This window comes from Legionella stuttgartensis, assembly GCF_977063405.2.
The window spans coordinates 258,059-277,122 of the sequence record NZ_CDRUHA020000057.1 but is presented as its reverse complement, the minus strand read 5'-3'; the positions used below and the strand labels follow the sequence as shown (position 1 = coordinate 277,122).

Sequence of the window (19,064 nt, the reverse complement as noted above, 5' to 3'; positions counted from 1 at the left end):
CTGCAGGGTATGTAAAAGAAAACTATTGATTAATTATTAACAAGCCTAATGCTGGTAATCTGAGTTTGACTTAGCTATTATCGGCATTTTTGAATTATTTCTATCCGATGAAAACCTTTTCTTGCGATGTGTTGCATAAACACTCCTCTACTCAAGCGCGAGTGACGCGTGTAACTACGGCTCATGGTGAATTTATAACCCCAGTTTTTATGCCGGTTGGTACGCGTGCTGGTGTAAATAATATGACTCCCACTGAATTGCATGATGCACACAGTCAAATCATTTTAGGGGGAAATACCTATCATATGTTGTGTGCTCCAGGTATGGATGTCATCGAAAAAGCAGGGGGAATGCATCCTTTTATGGGATGGCATGGACCGATGTTAACGGATAGTGGGGGCTTTCAGGTTTTTAGTTTATCCAAGAATAAAGAAATTTGTACGATTGATGAGGAAGGTGCACATTTTCGATTACCGGGGAGTCAGCGGTTAATTCATATGACGCCGGAAATGTCCTTAGAAACCCAAAAAATTATTGGTGCGGATATTATTATGGCCTTTGATCAGTGCACGCCAGATAGTTGCACTAAAGATGAGGTCAGTCATATTATGACGCGTACACATCGTTGGTTGAAACAATCCATGAATTATCATCAACAATATCCAACTTCCCGATATGGTTATGAGCAAGCACTTTTTGGCATTATTCAAGGAGGGACTTTTAAAGATTTACGTCGTGAAAGTGCAGATTTTATCTCTTCTATGAATACCGAAGGAATTGCAATTGGCGGTGAAACAATTGGTTTTGATATGCAAACCACTGTGGAAGTTATTCGTTGGGTACGCGATTATTTACCAGAAAATAAACCACGATATACCATGGGGGTGGGAATGTCCCCTCAGGACCTTTTGGATGTGGTCGCAGAAGGAATTGATATGTTCGATTGTGTCGCGCCGACACGTAATGCTCGGCATGGGTCTTTATATTGCGGTGAGTTGATTCGAGAAGGCAATTGGTTTCGCTTTGCCAGTGAGTATGAGAATGAACGAATTCAAATAAAAAAATCCTGTTTTGCTGATGACATGTCGCCAATTATGGCGCAATGTACGTGTTACACTTGCCGTAATTACTCTCGTTCTTATTTACATCAGTTAACAAAACAAAAAGCAAATTTATTTACAGCATTGGCAAGCATTCATAATGTTCATGTAATGCATGATGTTTGTGATAAAATGCGAGAGTTAATAATTAATGAAAGTGCCAATTAAAAGGCACTTGCATTTATGTCATATTCATATAACGAATAATATCTTGTAAAAAGCATTGTCTTTTTACATATATTAAGATCATCAATTAATTTAAAAAATGACAGGAGATATTAATGGTTGTAATTAGCACATCTAAAGGTGATATTCATCTACAGTTAGATACAGAAAATACTCCAGCTACAGCAGAAAATTTTCTTAATTATGTGCGCAGTGGTTTTTACGATAATACAATTTTCCATCGTGTTATTGCCGGTTTTATGATTCAAGGTGGTGGGCTTGATTCAGAGATGAAACAAAAATCAACTCGCGAGCCTATTAAAAATGAAGCTAAGAATGCGAAGCTAAACAAACGCGGTTCTATTGCAATGGCAAGAACTATGGACCCTCATTCTGCAACAGCGCAATTTTTTATTAATGTTGCTGATAATGCATTTTTGAACTACAGCGGCGATCATATGCAGGGTTATGGATATTGTGTATTTGGTGAGGTTGTTGAAGGTATGGATGTTGTTGACGCGATTGCTAAAGTTAAGACTGGGCAACGTATGGGACACGCTGATGTGCCTGATGAAGAAGTAAGTATTATCGCAGTTAAAGAAGTCTAAGAGGGCTTGGTAACCTGGGTGAAGCGAAGCAAACCCGGGTTTCACCCAGGATATTTCCCGTGCGTCGCTTCATCAGGCTACATTTCTAAAATTCTGTTTACTCTATGATTTTCTTTTCCGCTTTTTAATACTTTCCGAATAATCAAATATTGGTATTTCAATATGGAAAAAAATGGCTAATAGTCGTGTAGTAAAAATACTAATGAGTGTAATAATCACGTTGAGATTTTCTGAAATATTAAAATAGTTGAGGGTAGTAAACAGTACTGCTCCCGCCAAAGCAATAACTGCATAAAGTTCTTTTCTTAATACTAAAGGGATGTCATTGCAGAGAATATCCCGTAACATACCCCCACAAATGCCCGTGACCATACCACTAATAATGGCAATGCTTGGTGATAAACCATGATTGAGTGCTTTTTGCGTGCCAATAATTACAAAAGTAGATAATCCCAATGCGTCGAGAATTAAAAATATTTTCATGATGCGAATTAATGAATGGGCAATGAATATAGTCAGGAATGCACATATTGATGTGTACAGTAAATATTCAGGATGAATAACCCAAGTTAGAGGATAAGTATTAAAGAGAGCATCTCGAACAGTACCACCACCTAATGCAGCGATACTCGCAATCAACATAACACCAAAAAAATCCATTTTTTTACGACCGGCCGCTAACGCGCCGGTGATTGCTTCAACACAAATACCAATGATGAAAAGACCGTGGAGTAACATATAAACTCAGTGTGTTTTTAAAATGCAATGATACCACTATTCGGTCAAACGACGAAATATATGGAACGGAGTTCTTGTTCCATTAGGTGGATCAGCAGGCAAATTTGATTTGAGATTATCTTACTAGCGAAGAATCCCTCATCTCCGGTTGTTTGTTTGCCAACTTGTTATAATAACATACAATTTAGAGGGTGTAAATTTCGACGACTACGGTAATGATAGGATAAAGATAACAAGTTTGTTATTGAGAGAAATTTAATGGTTTGTAGGAGAATAAATATCAAACATATTACAAGGAAATTATCATGAGGGATCAAAATTCTAGTAACCTTGTTGTAGTCGCAGTAATTGCGATGGTGATTATAGTATTTATTGGTTTGTATTTTATTTTCGCAAAAATAGAAACTTCGCCTACTGGAACTGGAGAAAGTATAAACGTTAATGCCCCAACAGGTCAGGCACAAAAAATTGAAGTACCCAAGATTGAAAAGCCGGTAATAGAAGCCCCTGCTCCTAAAGAAAGTGGTGGTGGAAATCAAAATCAATGAGTTAGGGTTATTTTAAGATGAAATCATCTTGAGCTTGGGCGCCGACCTGAATGAGCACATAGGTTTAAATTAACGCTCTCTTAATGTGCGTTGAATTATAGGATGGTCATTATTTCTTTGTTGGCCATCTTATAAGAGTCATTTTATTATGCTCCATATGAATGACTAAAGTGTTTCAGCGAGGCTAAAGCCAAGTCAATAATTTTTTTTGACTGTTCTTCATCTGCATTAATTAGACTGACATCATGGATCAATTCAATTAAAAAATTGGGTATTTCTTGTTCTGGAAGCATATCGTTATAAAGGCTGGACGCTTTAGAGAAAATATAATGAAGTAAATTTTTATTAATAGATATTTTTTCTTGGGCAATTCCTTGGTCATTTTGGGAGTCGCCAAATAACAACCATCCTGGTGAAATATGAAGTTTCGTTGCGATTCCTACTAATTTAACGGGATCAGGAATGGCTTCGCCGCGAAGATACTTTCGGCATATTTGTAAGGAATAGCCTGTAATTTCTGCTAGCTTATGAATGCAAACACCCGAAGTAGACCGTTGTGAATTAAATCCTGCTGCGATCATGGCATCACGCAGGCGTTCAGCGAACTGTTTTGCTAGGTTAACTTTTTCCATAGTGGTATAGATCCCCCAATTTAAAAGTAAATAAATTATAATCAATAGAAACAAAACATGCAAAAAATATATGAATTCGAAACTTAAGGTTTCCATTGGAAACTTATAGTTGACATAAAAGACAAACGAAGTATAATTCCAGCGAAACCTATGGAAAGGTTCTTTTTAGTCCAATAAAGAAATAGTGATATACGATGGAAAAAATATCATAGTACAGTCCAATAGAGAAAAGGTGGATAACTCATAGCGGTTCACCTCGCATATCTTGGCTTGAATGGTTCCCCTCCATTTGAGCCTTTCTATCAAGTTCTTAACTGATTTTAATAGAAAATCTCTATGAAATTATAAGGTAACTAGACTTTAATTTAAGACAGGGAATATCCATAACCTATTTGATTTATATGTCATTTTAATAAATTGACTAATAAGTTAATAGAATTAGCAAGCGTTATTTGTTCTTGCTCATCCAAAGATCGGAGGTTTTCATTAAGTCTGTTATGGAGCAGATAGGGGGAGGCATGAACAAAATCTTTTCCCTTATCAGTAATATCAATATAAATAATACGGCGGTCTTTATTGTCTCGAGTACGATGAATCAATTCTTTTTCTTCCAGCCTATCGATTACTCCCACCAAAGTGCTCATTGATAGATAGACTTTTTTAGAAAGAGTAGAGATGGTCATAATCCCATTTTCATAAATTTCATACAAACAGATGATTTGCGGTACGGTTAAACCATAACATTTGTTTAATCGTCTGGAATGAAAATCCATTTCTTGCATTATTTTGCGTAAGGCTAGAATAATGCTTTTAGAACGCTGTTCAGATTGGATTTCAAAATCAATATTTGGATTTATTTGATTGGGCTCAATAGTGTTCATCGATTGTCTTATAAAAATTCAAGGTTGAAATTGAACGTATTAACCATTACTATTTAAAATGATTTGTGTGCGAATTATTTCAACAGATATGAATATTTAAGGGTATATTTATTGTACATCACTATTTAAATCAACTGTATAGAGCTCCTCAAAAATATTAAAGAGGGACTTTCAACATACTATTCCAGCTATCAATAATAAAAAGAAGGATTAATTATGCAAAGTCAACTCAACGAATCCTTGTCTACGCAAACCCAAGATACTGTATTCGGTTCAAAAGAAGAAATTCAATTTAACAGTGGCGGAATACTGACTTTGGGAGTAGAAGTTGAACTGCAACTTATTGATTCTGAAACCTATAATCTATGTTCTCGAGCAGAAGAAGTCTTGAAGGCTATGTCTCACCTTGAGAAGGTTAAGCCAGAATTTTATTTAAGTACAATCGAAGTAAATACTGCTAAATGCAATCTTGTGCAAGAAGTTGAAGAGGACCTGTCTGCTTCACTATTTGAACTTCAACATGTTGCGAAAAAACTTGGAATCTTGCTTGCAACCACTGGATCTCATCCTTTTTCTAAATATGCCGATTGGCATATCTCGCCTACAACTCGTTATCAGGAGTTGATTGATCGCAATCAATGGCTTACTCGTCGTATGAGCGTATATGGACTGCATGTGCATTTAGGTATGTCCAGTGGAGAAGAATGCATCCGATTTAACAATTTTTTCATGTATTTTTTACCGCACTTATTAGCGCTGTCTTCAAGCTCCCCTTTTTGGCAAGGAATTGATACGGGACTCTCTTCTTGTCGTCCAACCACCTATGAAGCTCTTCCTACAGCCGGGCAACCTTATCATGTACGCTCATGGCAGGATTTCGAATATCTATATAAGACACTTAAGGCCTGTGGATCTATAAAATCACTTAAAGATTTATGGTGGGATCTAAGACCCAGTCCAAATTTTGGGACGCTTGAAATCCGTGTTTGTGATGGTACGGCTACATTAGCAGAAACATTAGCTCTAGTAGCATTCATTCATACTCTCGCCCATTGGTTTGCTGATAATGGAGGTTGGCTGGAAGCAGTCGCTTATCCTCCTTATTGGCTTTCTCGAGAAAATAAATGGCGGGCCATTCGCCATGGCTTAGACGCTGAGTTAGTAATGAATACTGATGGTAAAATAAAACTAATGCGCGATGATTTGCAAGAGTGGCTTGAGAAATTAAAACCATACATTGAGCAGCTGAATTATCGAAACTATTTTGCAACGCTTGAAGAGATTATGGCCTCAGGAACAAGCTCTGAGCGACAACGAAAAGTATTTGCTTATAATAATTGCTTTCAAGAGGTGGTGAAACACAATATAAATGAGTTTTTATTGCAAGCGCCATTATATAGACGTGAACTGGCCATTTCATAAAATTGGGACCTAGTAAAAGCAATTGCGCCTTTTTAACACGATCAAGATGGATTCATCCGTTTTTTCTAGGTAAATGATTGCTTTGTAATATCACCTTATTATATACTTCACCCCAATGTGTATGCAGGTCGTTTTATAGGCACGTAGCTCAGTGGTAGAGCACCACCTTGACATGGTGGTGGTCGGTGGTTCGATCCCACTCGTGCCTACCATGCAACTAAATCGTATTCCAGGAGCGCCCGCTTTCATTTGGGATGATGCTTAAGATTGACTCCTCTTAAATTAAGGTTTAAGCCCTGCCATGCAGGGTTTTTTTTTGAAAAGAAGTGCTTACGGATAAAATTATGCCAAACATTAAATTGCCTGATGGAAGTATAAAACATTTTGAAGCGCCTTTAACTGTTTATGAGGTCGCTCATAGCATAAGTCCTGGCTTAGCTAAAGCTGCCATAGCAGGCCGTATCAATGATCGCTTAGTCGATACTTCTTTCCTTATTGAGAATGATTGTGCATTAGTCATCCTTACAGAAAAACAAGATGAAAGCCTTGAAGTAATTCGTCATTCTACGGCACACTTATTAGCACAAGCGGTTAAAAGTCTTTTCCCAACTGCACAGGTCACTATCGGTCCTGTTATTGAAGATGGCTTTTATTATGATTTCGCCTTTCAAAGACCTTTTACTCCAGAAGATTTAGAGTCCATCGAAGCGAAAATGATGGAATTAGCCAAAGCGAATTATCCTGTGACGCGTAGAGAATTACCCCGTGATGAGGCAATTAAATATTTCAAGAGTATTGGCGAAGAGTACAAAGCTAAAATTATTGCAGATATTCCTAAAGATGAAGTGTTGTCTTTGTATAAGCAAGGTGATTTTGAAGACCTTTGTCGTGGTCCTCATGTGCCCTCCACAGGATTTTTGAAGGCATTTAAGCTGACTAAATTAGCGGGAGCTTACTGGCGCGGTGACTCCAATAACGAAATGTTGCAACGTATTTATGGTACAGCTTGGGCTGATAAGAAATCGTTGACCGATTATTTATTTCGTCTGGAAGAAGCTGAAAAACGCGATCATCGGAAATTAGGGAAAAGCTTAGAGTTATTCCACTTCCAGGATATCGCACCTGGGATGGTATTTTGGCATCCCAAAGGTTGGACAATTTATCAAGAGCTCGAACGCTATATGCGTCATCGATTGGTTGATTTTGGTTACCAAGAAATTAAAACACCCCAATTAGTTGATAAGGTTCTTTGGGAAAAATCAGGTCACTGGGCTAATTTTAGAGACGAGATGTTTGTCACTGAAACTGAAAATCGTCACTATGCAGTTAAGCCAATGAATTGTCCATGCCATGTGCAAGTATTCAATCAAGGGTTAAAAAGTTATAGAGATTTACCCTTAAGATTATCGGAGTTTGGTAATTGTCATCGTTGTGAACCTTCAGGTGCATTACATGGTTTGATGCGTGTTCGTAATATGGTTCAAGATGATGCTCATATCTTCTGTACAGAAGATCAAATTCAATCCGAAGTAGCGATGATGCTCGAGCTGGTTCAGTCTGTGTATGCTGATTTTGGCTTTGATCAGATTAAATATCGATTGGCATTACGTCCTGAAAAGCGAGTTGGTAGTGATGATGTTTGGGATAAAGCAGAAGCGGCTTTAAAGCAAGCAATGAAAGATCGCAATATAGAATGGGTTGATGCTCCAGGTGAAGGGGCGTTTTATGGGCCTAAAATTGAGTGTTCTTTAGCTGATTGTTTAGGTAGAATTTGGCAGTGTGGAACCATACAAGTTGATTTTTCGATGCCTGGTCGTTTGGATGCCTCATATGTGGCTGAAGATGGTAGCAAACAAATTCCTGTTATGTTACATCGTGCAATTTTAGGTTCGTTTGAGCGTTTCATGGGAATTTTGATAGAACATTACGCAGGAAAATTTCCTTTGTGGTTGTCCCCGGTGCAAGCGATAGTACTAACAATTAGCGAAAAACAGAATGAGTATGCCCAAAAGGTTACCCAAATTTTACAAAAAAGAGGTATTCGTGCCAACTATGACTTGAGAAATGAGAAGATTGGCTTTAAAATTCGCGAACATACTTTGCAAAAAGTACCTTATCTTTTAGTGATAGGGGATAAAGAAGTTGAATCAAACCAAGTCGCAGTGCGCTCTCGTGAGGGAACAGACTTAGGTGTGATGACAATAGATACAATTTGTGATACCTTGGCGCAAGAAATTGCTCGAAAAGGATCAATTGCTATTAACAAGCAGGGGGGATTAAACCATTAGTGCACCAACTAAGCGTGAAAATGATCGCGCACGAATTAATGAACAGATCAATGTACCTGAGGTACGCTTAATTGATGTCGATGGTAATCAGGCAGGAATTGTCTCAACACGTGAAGCCCTGCGAGCAGCGGAAGAAGGTGGATTGGACCTGGTGGAAATATCTCCCACAGCCAAGCCTCCTGTATGCCGTATCATGGATTACGGTAAGTTTCTCTTTGAACTGAGCAAAAAACAAGCTGAAGCGAAGAAAAAGCAAAAGCAAATTCAGGTCAAAGAATTGAAATTCCGTCCTACGACGGAAGATGGGGATTATCAGGTCAAGCTACGCAACCTGATCCGTTTCCTAAATCATGGTGATAAAGTCAAAATTACGCTGCGTTTTCGTGGTCGTGAAATGGCTCATCAAGAACTCGGTATGAAGATTCTTGAGCGTTTACAGCAAGATACAGCTGAATTTGCTGTTGTCGAACAGCAAGCAAAACGCGAAGGAAGACAATTACTGATGGTGTTATCACCCAAAAAAACTAAGTAGCTGAACAAATGCGGAGTATATTGTTATGCCGAAGTTAAAGTCACATCGCGGAGCGTCTAAACGCTTCCGTAAGACAGCAAGTGGCGCGATTAAACGTCGTGGTGCTTATAGAAACCATATCCTCACCAAGAAGTCTACTAAGGCGAAGCGTCATTTGCGCGTAGAGTCTGGTACTTTGAAGCCATGCGATGCTCGTTTAGCAGAACGCATGTTGCACGGTAGTTAAGGGGGGAATGAAGAATGCCAAGAGTTAAACGTGGTGTGACAGCGAAAGCACGTCACAAGAAAGTTTTAGACCAAGCCAAAGGTTATTACGGAGCCCGTAGCCGGACCTACCGCATGGCTAAACAAGCAGTAATTAAAGCGGGTCAATATGCTTATCGCGATCGACGTCAGAAAAAACGTCAATTCCGTGCATTGTGGATTACTCGTATTAATGCACAAGCTCGTGAGTGCGGATTATCATACAGCCGTTTAATTGATGGATTGAAAAAAGCATCAATTGATCTGGATAGAAAAGTATTGGCTGATCTAGCTGTTCATGACAAAATAGCTTTTGCTGCAATTGCTGAACAAGCTAAGGCTGCATTAGCAAAATAATCTATTTAAAGTACTTAATGACGCGCATTGCTCTGGGTGAAGCGTAGCGGAACCCAGAATACATTCAATTAAGTGCTAAAAAGATGAAATTTATTTTAAGGAGGCTGCGGCCTCCTTTTTACTTGTGGGTATAATTATGCAGGATATCATCACCATACAAGAGCAAGCTTCTGAAGCAATTAAGAATGCACAAGATGTATCTGGATTAGAGTCAATTCGTGTTGATTTTCTAGGTAAGAAAGGCAAGCTGACTGAAATTTTAAAAGGACTGGCTCATTTATCCGCCGAAGAGAAACCTAAAGTAGGTCAATTAGTAAATCAGGCAAAACGTGAAATCAGTACTTTGATTGAAACCAAAATGCTTGAACTCAAAGAAAAGCAACTATTAGAAAAACTTTCAGCTGAGCGTATTGATGTGACTCTTCCTGGACGTAAGAAAGAGAGTGGTTCCTTACACCCTGTAACTCAAGTGAAACATCGAATTAATGAGTTTTTTAGCCGTATGGGTTTTGATATTGTTGATGGTCCGGAAATAGAAACTGAATTTTATAATTTCGAAGCACTAAATATTCCTGGACATCATCCAGCACGTGCAATGCACGATACTTTTTATTTTGGTGATGGCCGTTTATTGAGAACGCATACTTCCCCAGTTCAAATTCGTGCTATGGAACAACGCAAACCTCCTTTTCGTTTAATTGCGCCTGGCCGTGTCTATCGATGTGATTCTGATTTGACTCATACCCCCATGTTCCATCAGGTTGAGGGTTTGTTGATTGACAAGCAGGCTACTTTAGCAAGTTTAAAAGGCTTACTCCAAGATTTGTTTGCTGATTTCTTCGGTCGAAAATTAGCTTTGCGGTTTAGACCTTCCTATTTCCCATTCACAGAGCCATCGGCAGAAGTTGATATTGAATGTACCCAATGCAGTGGTAAAGGATGTCGCTCTTGCAAGTTTACTGGATGGCTTGAAGTTTTAGGCTGTGGCATGGTGCATCCCAATGTGCTTAAGGCTGTGAATATTTCTCCTGACGAATATCAAGGTTGGGCATTTGGCATGGGAATGGATAGATTGGCAATGTTATATTATGGAATAGATGACTTACGGATGATGTTTGAAAATGATCTTACTTTTTTAAGTCAATTTTAAGAAGTTTTGCACTGTTGATCTGTTGTTTTCAGTATTGTGGTCCGGGAGCGGAGTAAGCTCTGCGGACCTAATAAAAAGTTTAATCCGGTGGTAAGGACTATAAATGAAATTAAGTAAATTATGGTTGCGTGAATGGGTAAATTACTCATTAACTGAGCAAGAATTAGCAAGTCAACTGACTATGGCGGGCCTGGAAATAGATGCAGTGAGTCCGGTAGCAGGTGAGTTTACTCAGGTAATCGTTGCTGAAGTTCTTAGTACCAAACCTCATCCCAATGCAGATAAATTAACTGTATGTGAAGTCAATGCAAATATGGATAAACCGTTACAAATTGTCTGCGGCGCTTCCAACGTACGAGCCGGGTTAAAAGTAGCGTTGGCTATGATTGGCGCACGTTTGCCAGGAGGCTTTAATATTAAAGAATCCAAATTACGAGGTGAATTATCTCAAGGAATGCTCTGTTCTGTCAGCGAGTTAGGAATGGCTGAACAATCTGAAGGCATCATGGAGTTAGAAAGCGATGCACCAGTAGGGATGGATTTACGCGAATATTTGACTCTTGATGATCATATTTTTGATATTGATTTAACCCCCAACCGAGCTGATTGTTTTAGCGTTTTAGGTATCGCTCGTGAAGTAGCGGTTTTAAACAAATTACCCTTATTAGAAAAAACAATTTCTGAGGTGACACCCAGTATCGATGACGCTCTTCCAATACAGTTAAAAAGTCCAGATGCTTGTCCGCGATACTGTGGCCGTGTAATTCGTAACATAAATCCTAAGGCCACTACACCATTATGGATGAGTGAGCGTTTACGTCGCAGTGGTATTCGTACATTGCACCCAATTGTAGATGTTATGAATTATGTAATGATTGAATTAGGTCAGCCCATGCATGCTTTTGATTTAGCAACAATCAACGGTGAAATTAATGTGCGTTTTAGTAATAATCAAGAACAGTTAGTGTTGCTTGATGGTCAAGAATTAACATTAAATGAAAAAGTATTGGTTATAGCTGATCAAGATAAACCTTTGGCGATGGCTGGGATCATGGGTGGAGAAGTAAGTTCAGTACAAGCGCATACCCAAGACGTATTTTTAGAAAGTGCCTATTTTAATCCGATTGTTATTGCAGGCGTAGCAAGAAAATTTGGTTTATTCAGTGATTCATCTCAACGTTATGAACGAGGAGTCGATCCATGCTTGCAAATGAAAGCTCTTGAACGAGCTACTGCATTAATTTTAGAAGTCGCAGGTGGAGAGGTAGGACCAGTTATTGAAGCTCACGATAAAAAATATCTACCAGAAACGGTCTGTTTTTCTTTTGATACAGATAAAGTGAAAAAATTAACTGGACTTAGTATTTCATTACAAGAAATGAAAAGTTTATTAGAAGGACTCGGTGTGGTAGTGGGTAAAGACCATAATAATTTTCTTGAGGTCACTATTCCTTCTCACCGTTTTGATATCAAATATGATGTCGATTTAGTCGAAGAAATCATCCGCCTTTATGGTTATGATAATTTACATGCACAGCCTACCACTACATTAGTACAGGCTGGGAAAGCATGCGGTAATGAAGAAATAGCAGCGAAGCTATCTCATTGGTTCAGTAATAGAGGGTATCATGAAACGATAAGTTACAGTTTTGTTGATCCTGAATTACAACGTGAACTCTATCCAAACAAAGAATTTATGCAGTTGCTTAATCCAATTTCCTCTGAACTATCGCAAATGCGTGCGGGGATGTGGCCAGGATTGATTGCATCAATGATTTATAATGTTCATCGTCAGCAAAATGCAGTTAAGTTTTTCGAAATCGGTGTGGTTTTTGATGTGAACAAAGAGCAACTTATTGAGCGCCCTTGTATTGCCGGTTTATTGATGGGAGAGCAAGGGAGTGTCAATTGGAGTGAGCCTACTCGAGTCTTTGATTTTTTTGATTTAAAAGGCGATCTTCAATCTTTATTTGCTTCACTTAAATTAAAACAAGTCGAGTTCATAGCGGCAGCCCATGATGCGTTACATCCCGGGCAATCAGCCCAGATACATATTAATGGTGTTCCCGCTGGATGGATAGGGATGTTAAATCCACGCTTTGCAGATGCATTAGATTTGCAAGAGGATGTTTTACTATTTGAAATCAATTTAGCGGCATTAATTGGGCATGAATCACCTCGTTATAAAACGATTTCTAAATACCCACAAATTCGCCGCGATTTGTCATTCTTGGTTGATGCAGAAATCAGCATTATGCAGATTGAATCAGCTGTCAGAGAGACCATAAAAGAAAATTGGTTAAAATCTTTTGATGTATTTGATGTCTACACCGGTGAAGGAGTTCCACAAGGAAAGAAAAGCATTGCCGTTGCTATGACTTTGCAAGATGAAAGTCGGACTTTAGTTGATGCCGAGATAAATTCTTTAATTAGTGCTATAATCAACATGTTAGAAAACAAATTTTCAATCATATTGAGGGAATAATCGTGAATGCACTAAGCAAAGCAATAATGGCAGAAACCCTGTGTGATGAATTAAAACTGTCCAAGCCTGCATCAAAGGAAATGGTCGAGAATTTTTTTGAAGAATTGCGACATGCTCTTGAGCATGGGCATCACGTAAAATTATCAGGATTTGGTAATTTTACATTAAGGGATAAGCCACAAAGGCCGGGTAGGAACCCAAAAACTGGAGAAGAAATTCCAGTAGTAGCCAGGAGGGTTGTCACTTTTAAACCTGGTTTGAAGTTAAAAACAAAAATTGAATCTATAGGAAAGTAGTCCATTGGCCTATTATAATAAACATGTTCTCATATGCACCAATCAAAAGGCTGCAGGCAAGCAATGCTGCGCAAATACCGGTGGTGAACCTTTTTTTGATTATATGAAATCACGACTTTTGGAACTGGAGATGCATGGTCCGGGTAAAGTTCGTGTAAGTAAATCTGGTTGTCTTGGGCGATGCAGTTCTGGCCCATGTATTGTGATTTACCCTGAAGGCGTGTGGTACAGCTATTCGTCTTTTGCTGATATTGATGAAATTATTGAGCAGCATTTAATTTCTGGCAACATTGCAGAGCAGTTATTAATTGACCAGGAATAATGGATAGAGCCATGTGTAGTCTGGATGTCTTGAGGCAGAACCCAAAATTGAAATTATGAAACGTTTAGATTTCTGGGGCTCTTCTTCAGCGCATTGCCATTAAGTTAAGTAACTATAGTGTTTTCTCTTCGTTCTGCGCAAACAGCAGTAGGCAGGATAAGGTAATAACCATTAACTTAATGATGATGTCGTTTTGCTTCATCCAGATTAAACAATAGAACAAAAATTATTATGATTCTTGTTTGAAATTTGTTATATTTACGCGGATTTAATTAATTGTTTATAAATTTTTATCCTTTTTTACTTGTAGGATGTTTCTGTTTTGGTTAAAATCGCCCGTCCATGATAGAAGATTACCAATTTAGGCGGTTCGGAGTTCATTTAATGAAGACATTTAGTGCCAAAGGCCATGAAGTCAAACGTGACTGGTTAGTGGTTGATGCCAGCGACAAAGTTTTGGGTCGCTTAGCAAGTGAGATTGCTCGTCGTTTACGTGGCAAGCATAAAGCTGAGTATACCCCCCATGTTGATACTGGCGATTACATCGTAGTTACTAATGCGGAAAAGGTTATTGTGACCGGCCGTAAATTTACCAACAAGATGTACTATCGTCATACCGGATATCCTGGTGGAATAAAATCAGATAGTTTTGAAAAATTACAGGCTAGAAATCCTGTTCGAATTATTGAACTTGCTGTTAAAGGCATGTTACCAAAAAATCCTTTAGGTAGAGAGATGTATCGTAAGCTAAAAGTATATGCTGGCAACGAACATCCACATACTGCACAGCAACCCAAGCAACTTGATATTGAGGAATAAGTATTATGGCTGAAGTGAAGCAATACTACGGCACAGGTCGTAGAAAAAGTTCAACAGCTCGTGTTTTTTTACGTCCAGGTAAAGGCGAGATCAAAGTAAATGGCCGTACTTTACAGGAATATTTTTGCCGTGAAACTTCTTGCATGGTTGTAATGCAGCCACTTGAAACCGTTGACCTTGTTAATAAATTTGATGCTTATATTACAGTATCTGGCGGTGGTGTTTCTGGCCAAGCAGGTGCTGTGCGTTTGGGTATCGCAAGAGCATTAGTTGCTTATGATGAAGCAGGATTAGCAGAAGATGCTGAGCCTAGTCCAAATTCTGTTCGTAGAAGATTACGTGCACGTGGTTTATTAACTCGTGATTCACGTCGTGTTGAAAGAAAGAAAGTGGGCTTGCACAAAGCACGTCGTGCAACTCAATACTCAAAACGTTAATCGTTTATTGGTTAAAAAACCCCGCTTCTGCGGGGTTTTTTATTTCACGTAGCCTGGATGCAGCGAAGCGGAACCGGGAAATCTTAGCCTTTTCATGATTGTAATTCCAGGTGCGCATTTCATTCTGGTTACAACATTACATAAGCAAAATGATATGGTGAATGTAAATACGGATCCTGATCGTGAACAGGATAAAAACGATCGTGTAGATGAAGATCGTCGCCAATTTTTGTTAACTACGACCTGTGTATTAGGAGGTATAGGCGCTTTATGTGCTTTAACCCCCTTTGTTGCTTCTTGGTTACCAAGCGCCAAAGCTCAAGCTGAAGGTGCGCCTGTACATGTTGATTTAAGTAAATTGGAACCAGGTGAGCAGGCGGTTGTTGAATGGCGCGGTAAACCTGTATGGATAATTAGACGAACCAAAGAAATGTTGCAGCGTTTGACAACGGATTCTTCAAGACTACGTGATCCAAATTCTGTAACGAGACAGCAGCCTTCATATGCAAAAAACGAGTTTCGTTCAATTAATCCGGAATACTTGGTTCTTATAGGGATTTGTACGCACCTGGGGTGTTCTCCAAAATACAAACCCAATCTGGGCGATTTAGGGCCTGACTGGCCAGGTGGTTTTTTCTGCCCTTGCCATGGTTCTACTTTCGATCTTTCCGGTAGGGTTTTTAAAGATGTCCCTGCGCCCATTAATATGGAAGTGCCACCATACTATTTTATCGATCAGCATACTCTTGTTATTGGTGAGGACAAAGCATAAATTCTAGGTCCACATAATCGGTAACCTGGGGGCAGCGAAGCGGAACCCGGGATGATAAAACAATATGGTTCCCCGGGTTTTGCTCGCTGCACCCAGGCTGCAATTTACGATTGGTAACAGAAAAGGCTTGCTTAAATGAATAGACTCCTCAATTGGCTCGATGAGCGTTTTCCTTTGATGAGCACATGGAAAAATTATTTCAGTGCCTATTATCTTCCGAAGAATTTAAATTTTTTTTACTTTTTTGGTTCACTAGCCCTAGTCGTTTTAATCAATCAATTGATTACTGGATTGTGGCTTACCATGTTTTATACTCCTAGCGCTGATCAGGCTTTTGCTTCTATAGAATATATAATGCGCGATATTAATTTTGGTTGGTTACTGCGCTATATGCACTCTACAGGGGCTTCTGCTTTTTTTATTGTTATTTATTTACATATGTTTCGTGGGTTACTTTATGGCTCATATCAAAAACCACGTGAATTGGTTTGGCTTTTGGGGATGTGTTTATATATTTTACTTTTGGCTGGCGCATTTTTTGGTTATTTATTACCTTGGGGCCAAATGTCCTATTGGGGAGCAGAGGTAATTACCTCCTTGTTAAGTGCAATTCCCTATATCGGTGAGCATCTTGTTGTCTGGCTCAGAGGGGATTACTCTGTGGGGAATGCTACGCTACAACGTTTCTTTGCGTTACATGTAATCGCCATTCCATTTTTACTCGTTTTCTTGGTGTTCTTGCATGTTGTTGCTTTACATCGAGTTGGCTCTAATAATCCAGAAGGAATTGAAATTAAAAATCACTTAGATGCGAAAGGCAATCCTTTAGATGGCATTCCTTTTCACCCGTACTACATTGTTAAAGACTTAGTCATGGTCCTTGCTTTTCTTAGCTTATTTTTTGCAGTTGTTTTTTTCGCTCCTGAAATGGGAGGATATTTTTTAGAGCACAATAATTTTGTACCTGCAAATCCTTTAATTACACCCGATCATATAGCTCCAATGTGGTATATGTCGCCATTTTATGCCATGTTGCGGGCGGTGCCGGATAAATTATTAGGAATTATCTGTATGGGCTCTGCTTTATTGCTCCTTTTCTTTTTACCGTGGCTTGATCGTAGTCCGGTTCGCTCAATGCGTTACAAAGGGAATTACTCAAGGATTATGTTATTTCTCGGGGTGACTGCTTTTATATTATTAGGATATTTAGGGACAATTCCTGTAACTCCGATACGTTTGTTTTTGGCGCGCGCGAGTACGGTATTTTATTTTGCCTATTTTGTACTAATGCCTTTTTATACTCGTTTTGAACTACCACGCCCAGTGCCTTCTCGCTTAGGGGGGCAATGATGCGGATGCATGGAGTAGCTTTTTACTTGGGTGTATGGCTTGGATGCGTAGTCCTAAATCCAGTTGGATGGGCGCATACGGTCAAAGTTGATGTGCAAGACAAGACTCGTTTGCAAAGAGGGGCTAGACTATTTATGAATTATTGTTCTGGTTGTCACTCTTTAAAATATTTGCGCTATAATCATATGGCCAAGGGGTTAGGTCTAGTAGGGTTTGATGGTCAAATAAATCAAGATTTATTAAAAAATAATCTGATTTTTACACAAGCGACAATCAATGATCCAATTCGTATTGCCTTACCACCTGAAGATGCCAAACAATGGTTTGGGATAGTACCTCCAGATTTATCTTTAGTTGCTAGAGAAAAAGGGACTAAATGGCTCTATAGTTATCTAAATGGTTTTTATAAGGATGATTCTCGTCCCTTTGGTACAAATAACCATCTTGTTCCGGATGTTGCTATGCCAAATATTTTAGAAACATTAAATCATGATTTATCCGCAGGACAATTCGATACAAATTTACAAGATTTGGTGACCTTTCTTGTATATGTAGGTGAACCAGTACAGTCAGTACGTCACCATTTGGGATATTTTGTAATTAGTTTTTTATCGATTTTATTGCTCCTCGCATGGGGTTTAAAAACAATTTATTGGCGAAAAATCGGCGTAAAGTAACCCAAAAAGGTAAAAATGTGGTAAAGTGCGAGTTTTTGTGTGTGTACTTACCTTTGTTATAGGTTGAATTAAATAGGAGTTGCTCATGGCAATTGTTGCGAAGCGCACTATAATGTCGTTATTTTCCGATACAGACGATGTTTACAGCCATCAGGTTCGGATTGTGTTGGCTGAAAAAGGGGTGAATGTAGAAATTCTTGCTGCCAAGCAGGCTGAACCCAGCGCTGATCTGTTATCAGTTAATCCATATGGAACCGTTCCTACTTTAATTGATAGAGAGCTTGTGCTTTATGAGCCACGTATTATTATGGAATATTTAGATGAGCGATTTCCTCATCCACCATTATTACCTGTTTATCCTGTTGCTCGTGCGGAAACACGAAAAATGATGCACAGGATAGAGCATGATTGGTATTATTTAATGAACCGAATTTTAAGAGATGATAATGCGGAACAGGCCAGAGCAAATTTGTTTGAAAGTTTAATTGCGCTGGATCCTGTATTTGCGGATAAGTCTTATTTTTTGAGTGATGAGTTTTCTTTGTTGGATTGTGCATTAGCACCTTTATTATGGCGTTTGCCTCGATTGGGTATTGAAATTGCACCGGAGTTTAAAGGAATAATTGCTTACATGCAGCGCTTGTTCAAACGTGAATCGTTTCAAACAAGTTTGACTGATGCGGAGCGACAACTAAGAGCGGCATAATTATATGACAATGACATCAAATAAACCTTATTTAATTCGCGCTGCCTACGATTGGATAGTAGATAACGAATTAACACCTTATATTATGGTTAATGCTGAATATTCAGGCGTACAGGTTCCAAGAGAACACGTGAATCATGATCGTATTGTGTTAAATATTTCTCCTGCAGCAACTCGCGGCCTTTTATTGGAAAACGATCGAATCATTTTTACTGCTCGTTTTTCAGGAAAAACAGAACAAATTTTTGTTCCACCAGGAGCAGTATTAGAAATCTATGCTAAAGAAAATGGTAGAGGGATTGCCTTTGCAATTGAAGATGAGGAAGAACCGCCTCCAGCATCTACGGGAGCTTCTGGCGCTGAATCGGATGGCTCAACTGTTTCTAAAAGTAAACCTTCATTAAAATTAGTCAAGTAAAATGGACGTAGCCTAGGTGCTTATAGCTTGGGTGAAGCGCAGCGAAACGGGGGAGCGATTTTATTTATCCAGCGACTGTCCGGACTCCGTTGTGCTTCACTCAGGTTACAATGTTATA

22 protein-coding genes and 1 tRNA gene are annotated in these 19,064 nt (G+C 38.9%); 20 read left to right on the top strand and 3 right to left on the bottom strand.

Annotated features, from left to right (window positions below):
* The first annotated feature begins 107 nt into the window (after positions 1 to 107).
* Together tgt and ACWTEW_RS16670 are read left to right on the top strand one after the other, a co-directional pair.
* Entirely contained in the window at positions 108 to 1,268 is a 1,161-nt protein-coding gene (tgt, locus tag ACWTEW_RS16675) for a tRNA guanosine(34) transglycosylase Tgt (RefSeq protein ID WP_454782776.1), read from the top strand.
* A gap of 113 nt (positions 1,269 to 1,381) precedes the next feature.
* The gene (locus tag ACWTEW_RS16670; protein WP_454782775.1) at positions 1,382 to 1,873 is read left to right on the top strand and encodes a peptidylprolyl isomerase; all 492 of its coding nucleotides are present in this window, start codon (positions 1,382 to 1,384) and stop codon (positions 1,871 to 1,873) included.
* 102 nt (positions 1,874 to 1,975) lie between these two features.
* Here the strand turns inward: ACWTEW_RS16670 and ACWTEW_RS16665 are convergent, their stop codons facing one another.
* Positions 1,976 to 2,611, bottom strand: a complete 636-nt coding sequence (locus tag ACWTEW_RS16665; RefSeq protein WP_454782774.1) for a trimeric intracellular cation channel family protein — start codon at positions 2,609 to 2,611, stop codon at positions 1,976 to 1,978.
* 305 nt (positions 2,612 to 2,916) lie between these two features.
* Between ACWTEW_RS16665 and ACWTEW_RS16660 the strand changes: the two genes are divergently transcribed.
* On the top strand, positions 2,917 to 3,159 hold the full coding sequence (locus ACWTEW_RS16660; protein ID WP_454782773.1) for a hypothetical protein: 243 nt from the start codon (positions 2,917 to 2,919) through the stop codon (positions 3,157 to 3,159).
* A 146-nt stretch (positions 3,160 to 3,305) separates the two neighbouring features.
* Here the strand turns inward: ACWTEW_RS16660 and ACWTEW_RS16655 are convergent, their stop codons facing one another.
* Positions 3,306 to 3,791: a helix-turn-helix domain-containing protein gene (locus ACWTEW_RS16655; RefSeq protein ID WP_454782772.1), complete on the bottom strand. Its 486-nt coding sequence runs from the start codon at positions 3,789 to 3,791 to the stop codon at positions 3,306 to 3,308.
* A 404-nt stretch (positions 3,792 to 4,195) separates the two neighbouring features.
* The gene (locus tag ACWTEW_RS16650) at positions 4,196 to 4,672 is read right to left on the bottom strand and encodes a MarR family winged helix-turn-helix transcriptional regulator (protein WP_454782771.1); all 477 of its coding nucleotides are present in this window, start codon (positions 4,670 to 4,672) and stop codon (positions 4,196 to 4,198) included.
* A 216-nt stretch (positions 4,673 to 4,888) separates the two neighbouring features.
* Between ACWTEW_RS16650 and ACWTEW_RS16645 the strand changes: the two genes are divergently transcribed.
* The 17 genes from ACWTEW_RS16645 (at position 4,889) to ACWTEW_RS16565 (ending at position 18,946) form a co-directional block, all read left to right on the top strand.
* A complete protein-coding gene (locus ACWTEW_RS16645; RefSeq protein WP_454782770.1) occupies positions 4,889 to 6,094 on the top strand; it encodes a carboxylate-amine ligase in 1,206 nt (401 codons plus the stop codon).
* Between the two features lie 137 nt (positions 6,095 to 6,231).
* Positions 6,232 to 6,306 (top strand) — tRNA-Val (locus ACWTEW_RS16640).
* 132 nt (positions 6,307 to 6,438) lie between these two features.
* Positions 6,439 to 8,382 carry a threonine--tRNA ligase gene (gene thrS, locus ACWTEW_RS16635; protein ID WP_454782769.1) on the top strand — a complete coding sequence of 648 codons (1,944 nt, stop codon included), beginning with the start codon at positions 6,439 to 6,441 and terminating at the stop codon, positions 8,380 to 8,382.
* Positions 8,378 to 8,914: a translation initiation factor IF-3 gene (gene infC, locus ACWTEW_RS16630; protein WP_110143594.1), complete on the top strand. Its 537-nt coding sequence runs from the start codon at positions 8,378 to 8,380 to the stop codon at positions 8,912 to 8,914. The genes thrS and infC overlap by 5 nt, the downstream gene beginning before the upstream one ends.
* Before the next feature lie 25 nt (positions 8,915 to 8,939).
* Complete coding sequence (rpmI, locus tag ACWTEW_RS16625) at positions 8,940 to 9,140, top strand: 50S ribosomal protein L35 (RefSeq protein ID WP_454782768.1); 201 nt, start codon at positions 8,940 to 8,942, stop codon at positions 9,138 to 9,140.
* A gap of 14 nt (positions 9,141 to 9,154) precedes the next feature.
* Entirely contained in the window at positions 9,155 to 9,514 is a 360-nt protein-coding gene (gene rplT, locus ACWTEW_RS16620) for a 50S ribosomal protein L20 (protein ID WP_058468783.1), read from the top strand.
* 136 nt (positions 9,515 to 9,650) lie between these two features.
* Positions 9,651 to 10,664, top strand: coding sequence for a phenylalanine--tRNA ligase subunit alpha (gene pheS / locus ACWTEW_RS16615; RefSeq protein WP_454782767.1), 1,014 nt, complete (start codon positions 9,651 to 9,653; stop codon positions 10,662 to 10,664).
* A gap of 103 nt (positions 10,665 to 10,767) precedes the next feature.
* Positions 10,768 to 13,149 carry a phenylalanine--tRNA ligase subunit beta gene (pheT, locus tag ACWTEW_RS16610; RefSeq protein ID WP_454782766.1) on the top strand — a complete coding sequence of 794 codons (2,382 nt, stop codon included), beginning with the start codon at positions 10,768 to 10,770 and terminating at the stop codon, positions 13,147 to 13,149.
* Positions 13,150 to 13,151: 2 nt separating this feature from the next.
* Positions 13,152 to 13,445: an integration host factor subunit alpha gene (locus ACWTEW_RS16605; RefSeq protein WP_019234608.1), complete on the top strand. Its 294-nt coding sequence runs from the start codon at positions 13,152 to 13,154 to the stop codon at positions 13,443 to 13,445.
* Positions 13,446 to 13,449: 4 nt separating this feature from the next.
* On the top strand, positions 13,450 to 13,767 hold the full coding sequence (locus ACWTEW_RS16600) for a (2Fe-2S) ferredoxin domain-containing protein (RefSeq protein ID WP_454782765.1): 318 nt from the start codon (positions 13,450 to 13,452) through the stop codon (positions 13,765 to 13,767).
* 384 nt (positions 13,768 to 14,151) lie between these two features.
* The gene (gene rplM, locus ACWTEW_RS16595) at positions 14,152 to 14,586 is read left to right on the top strand and encodes a 50S ribosomal protein L13 (RefSeq protein WP_058468779.1); all 435 of its coding nucleotides are present in this window, start codon (positions 14,152 to 14,154) and stop codon (positions 14,584 to 14,586) included.
* Between the two features lie 5 nt (positions 14,587 to 14,591).
* Positions 14,592 to 15,023, top strand: a complete 432-nt coding sequence (gene rpsI, locus ACWTEW_RS16590) for a 30S ribosomal protein S9 (RefSeq protein ID WP_454782764.1) — start codon at positions 14,592 to 14,594, stop codon at positions 15,021 to 15,023.
* Positions 15,024 to 15,177: 154 nt separating this feature from the next.
* Positions 15,178 to 15,795, top strand: coding sequence for a ubiquinol-cytochrome c reductase iron-sulfur subunit (petA, locus tag ACWTEW_RS16585; RefSeq protein WP_454782806.1), 618 nt, complete (start codon positions 15,178 to 15,180; stop codon positions 15,793 to 15,795).
* Positions 15,796 to 15,930: 135 nt separating this feature from the next.
* Positions 15,931 to 17,145: a cytochrome b gene (locus tag ACWTEW_RS16580; protein WP_454782763.1), complete on the top strand. Its 1,215-nt coding sequence runs from the start codon at positions 15,931 to 15,933 to the stop codon at positions 17,143 to 17,145.
* Positions 17,145 to 17,822, top strand: coding sequence for a cytochrome c1 (locus ACWTEW_RS16575; protein WP_454782805.1), 678 nt, complete (start codon positions 17,145 to 17,147; stop codon positions 17,820 to 17,822). Before ACWTEW_RS16580 ends, ACWTEW_RS16575 begins: the two co-directional genes overlap by 1 nt.
* An 85-nt stretch (positions 17,823 to 17,907) precedes the next feature.
* Complete coding sequence (gene sspA / locus ACWTEW_RS16570; RefSeq protein WP_454782762.1) at positions 17,908 to 18,528, top strand: stringent starvation protein SspA; 621 nt, start codon at positions 17,908 to 17,910, stop codon at positions 18,526 to 18,528.
* Positions 18,529 to 18,532: 4 nt separating this feature from the next.
* On the top strand, positions 18,533 to 18,946 hold the full coding sequence (locus tag ACWTEW_RS16565; protein WP_454782761.1) for a ClpXP protease specificity-enhancing factor: 414 nt from the start codon (positions 18,533 to 18,535) through the stop codon (positions 18,944 to 18,946).
* Positions 18,947 to 19,064 lie beyond the last annotated feature (118 nt).

Coding starts and splice junctions, on each gene's coding strand:
- rpmI (WP_454782768.1), top strand. CDS start 8,940: ATGCCGAAGTTAAAGTCACATCGCGGAGCGTCTAAACGCTTCCGTAAG.
- thrS (WP_454782769.1), top strand. CDS start 6,439: ATGCCAAACATTAAATTGCCTGATGGAAGTATAAAACATTTTGAAGCG.
- rplT (WP_058468783.1), top strand. CDS start 9,155: ATGCCAAGAGTTAAACGTGGTGTGACAGCGAAAGCACGTCACAAGAAA.
- ACWTEW_RS16660 (WP_454782773.1), top strand. CDS start 2,917: ATGAGGGATCAAAATTCTAGTAACCTTGTTGTAGTCGCAGTAATTGCG.
- sspA (WP_454782762.1), top strand. CDS start 17,908: ATGGCAATTGTTGCGAAGCGCACTATAATGTCGTTATTTTCCGATACA.
- ACWTEW_RS16580 (WP_454782763.1), top strand. CDS start 15,931: ATGAATAGACTCCTCAATTGGCTCGATGAGCGTTTTCCTTTGATGAGC.
- pheT (WP_454782766.1), top strand. CDS start 10,768: ATGAAATTAAGTAAATTATGGTTGCGTGAATGGGTAAATTACTCATTA.
- ACWTEW_RS16665 (WP_454782774.1), bottom strand. CDS start 2,611: ATGTTACTCCACGGTCTTTTCATCATTGGTATTTGTGTTGAAGCAATC.
- petA (WP_454782806.1), top strand. CDS start 15,178: ATGGTGAATGTAAATACGGATCCTGATCGTGAACAGGATAAAAACGAT.
- ACWTEW_RS16565 (WP_454782761.1), top strand. CDS start 18,533: ATGACAATGACATCAAATAAACCTTATTTAATTCGCGCTGCCTACGAT.
- ACWTEW_RS16645 (WP_454782770.1), top strand. CDS start 4,889: ATGCAAAGTCAACTCAACGAATCCTTGTCTACGCAAACCCAAGATACT.
- ACWTEW_RS16575 (WP_454782805.1), top strand. CDS start 17,145: ATGCGGATGCATGGAGTAGCTTTTTACTTGGGTGTATGGCTTGGATGC.
- ACWTEW_RS16670 (WP_454782775.1), top strand. CDS start 1,382: ATGGTTGTAATTAGCACATCTAAAGGTGATATTCATCTACAGTTAGAT.
- pheS (WP_454782767.1), top strand. CDS start 9,651: ATGCAGGATATCATCACCATACAAGAGCAAGCTTCTGAAGCAATTAAG.
- tgt (WP_454782776.1), top strand. CDS start 108: ATGAAAACCTTTTCTTGCGATGTGTTGCATAAACACTCCTCTACTCAA.
- ACWTEW_RS16650 (WP_454782771.1), bottom strand. CDS start 4,672: ATGAACACTATTGAGCCCAATCAAATAAATCCAAATATTGATTTTGAA.
- rplM (WP_058468779.1), top strand. CDS start 14,152: ATGAAGACATTTAGTGCCAAAGGCCATGAAGTCAAACGTGACTGGTTA.
- rpsI (WP_454782764.1), top strand. CDS start 14,592: ATGGCTGAAGTGAAGCAATACTACGGCACAGGTCGTAGAAAAAGTTCA.
- ACWTEW_RS16655 (WP_454782772.1), bottom strand. CDS start 3,791: ATGGAAAAAGTTAACCTAGCAAAACAGTTCGCTGAACGCCTGCGTGAT.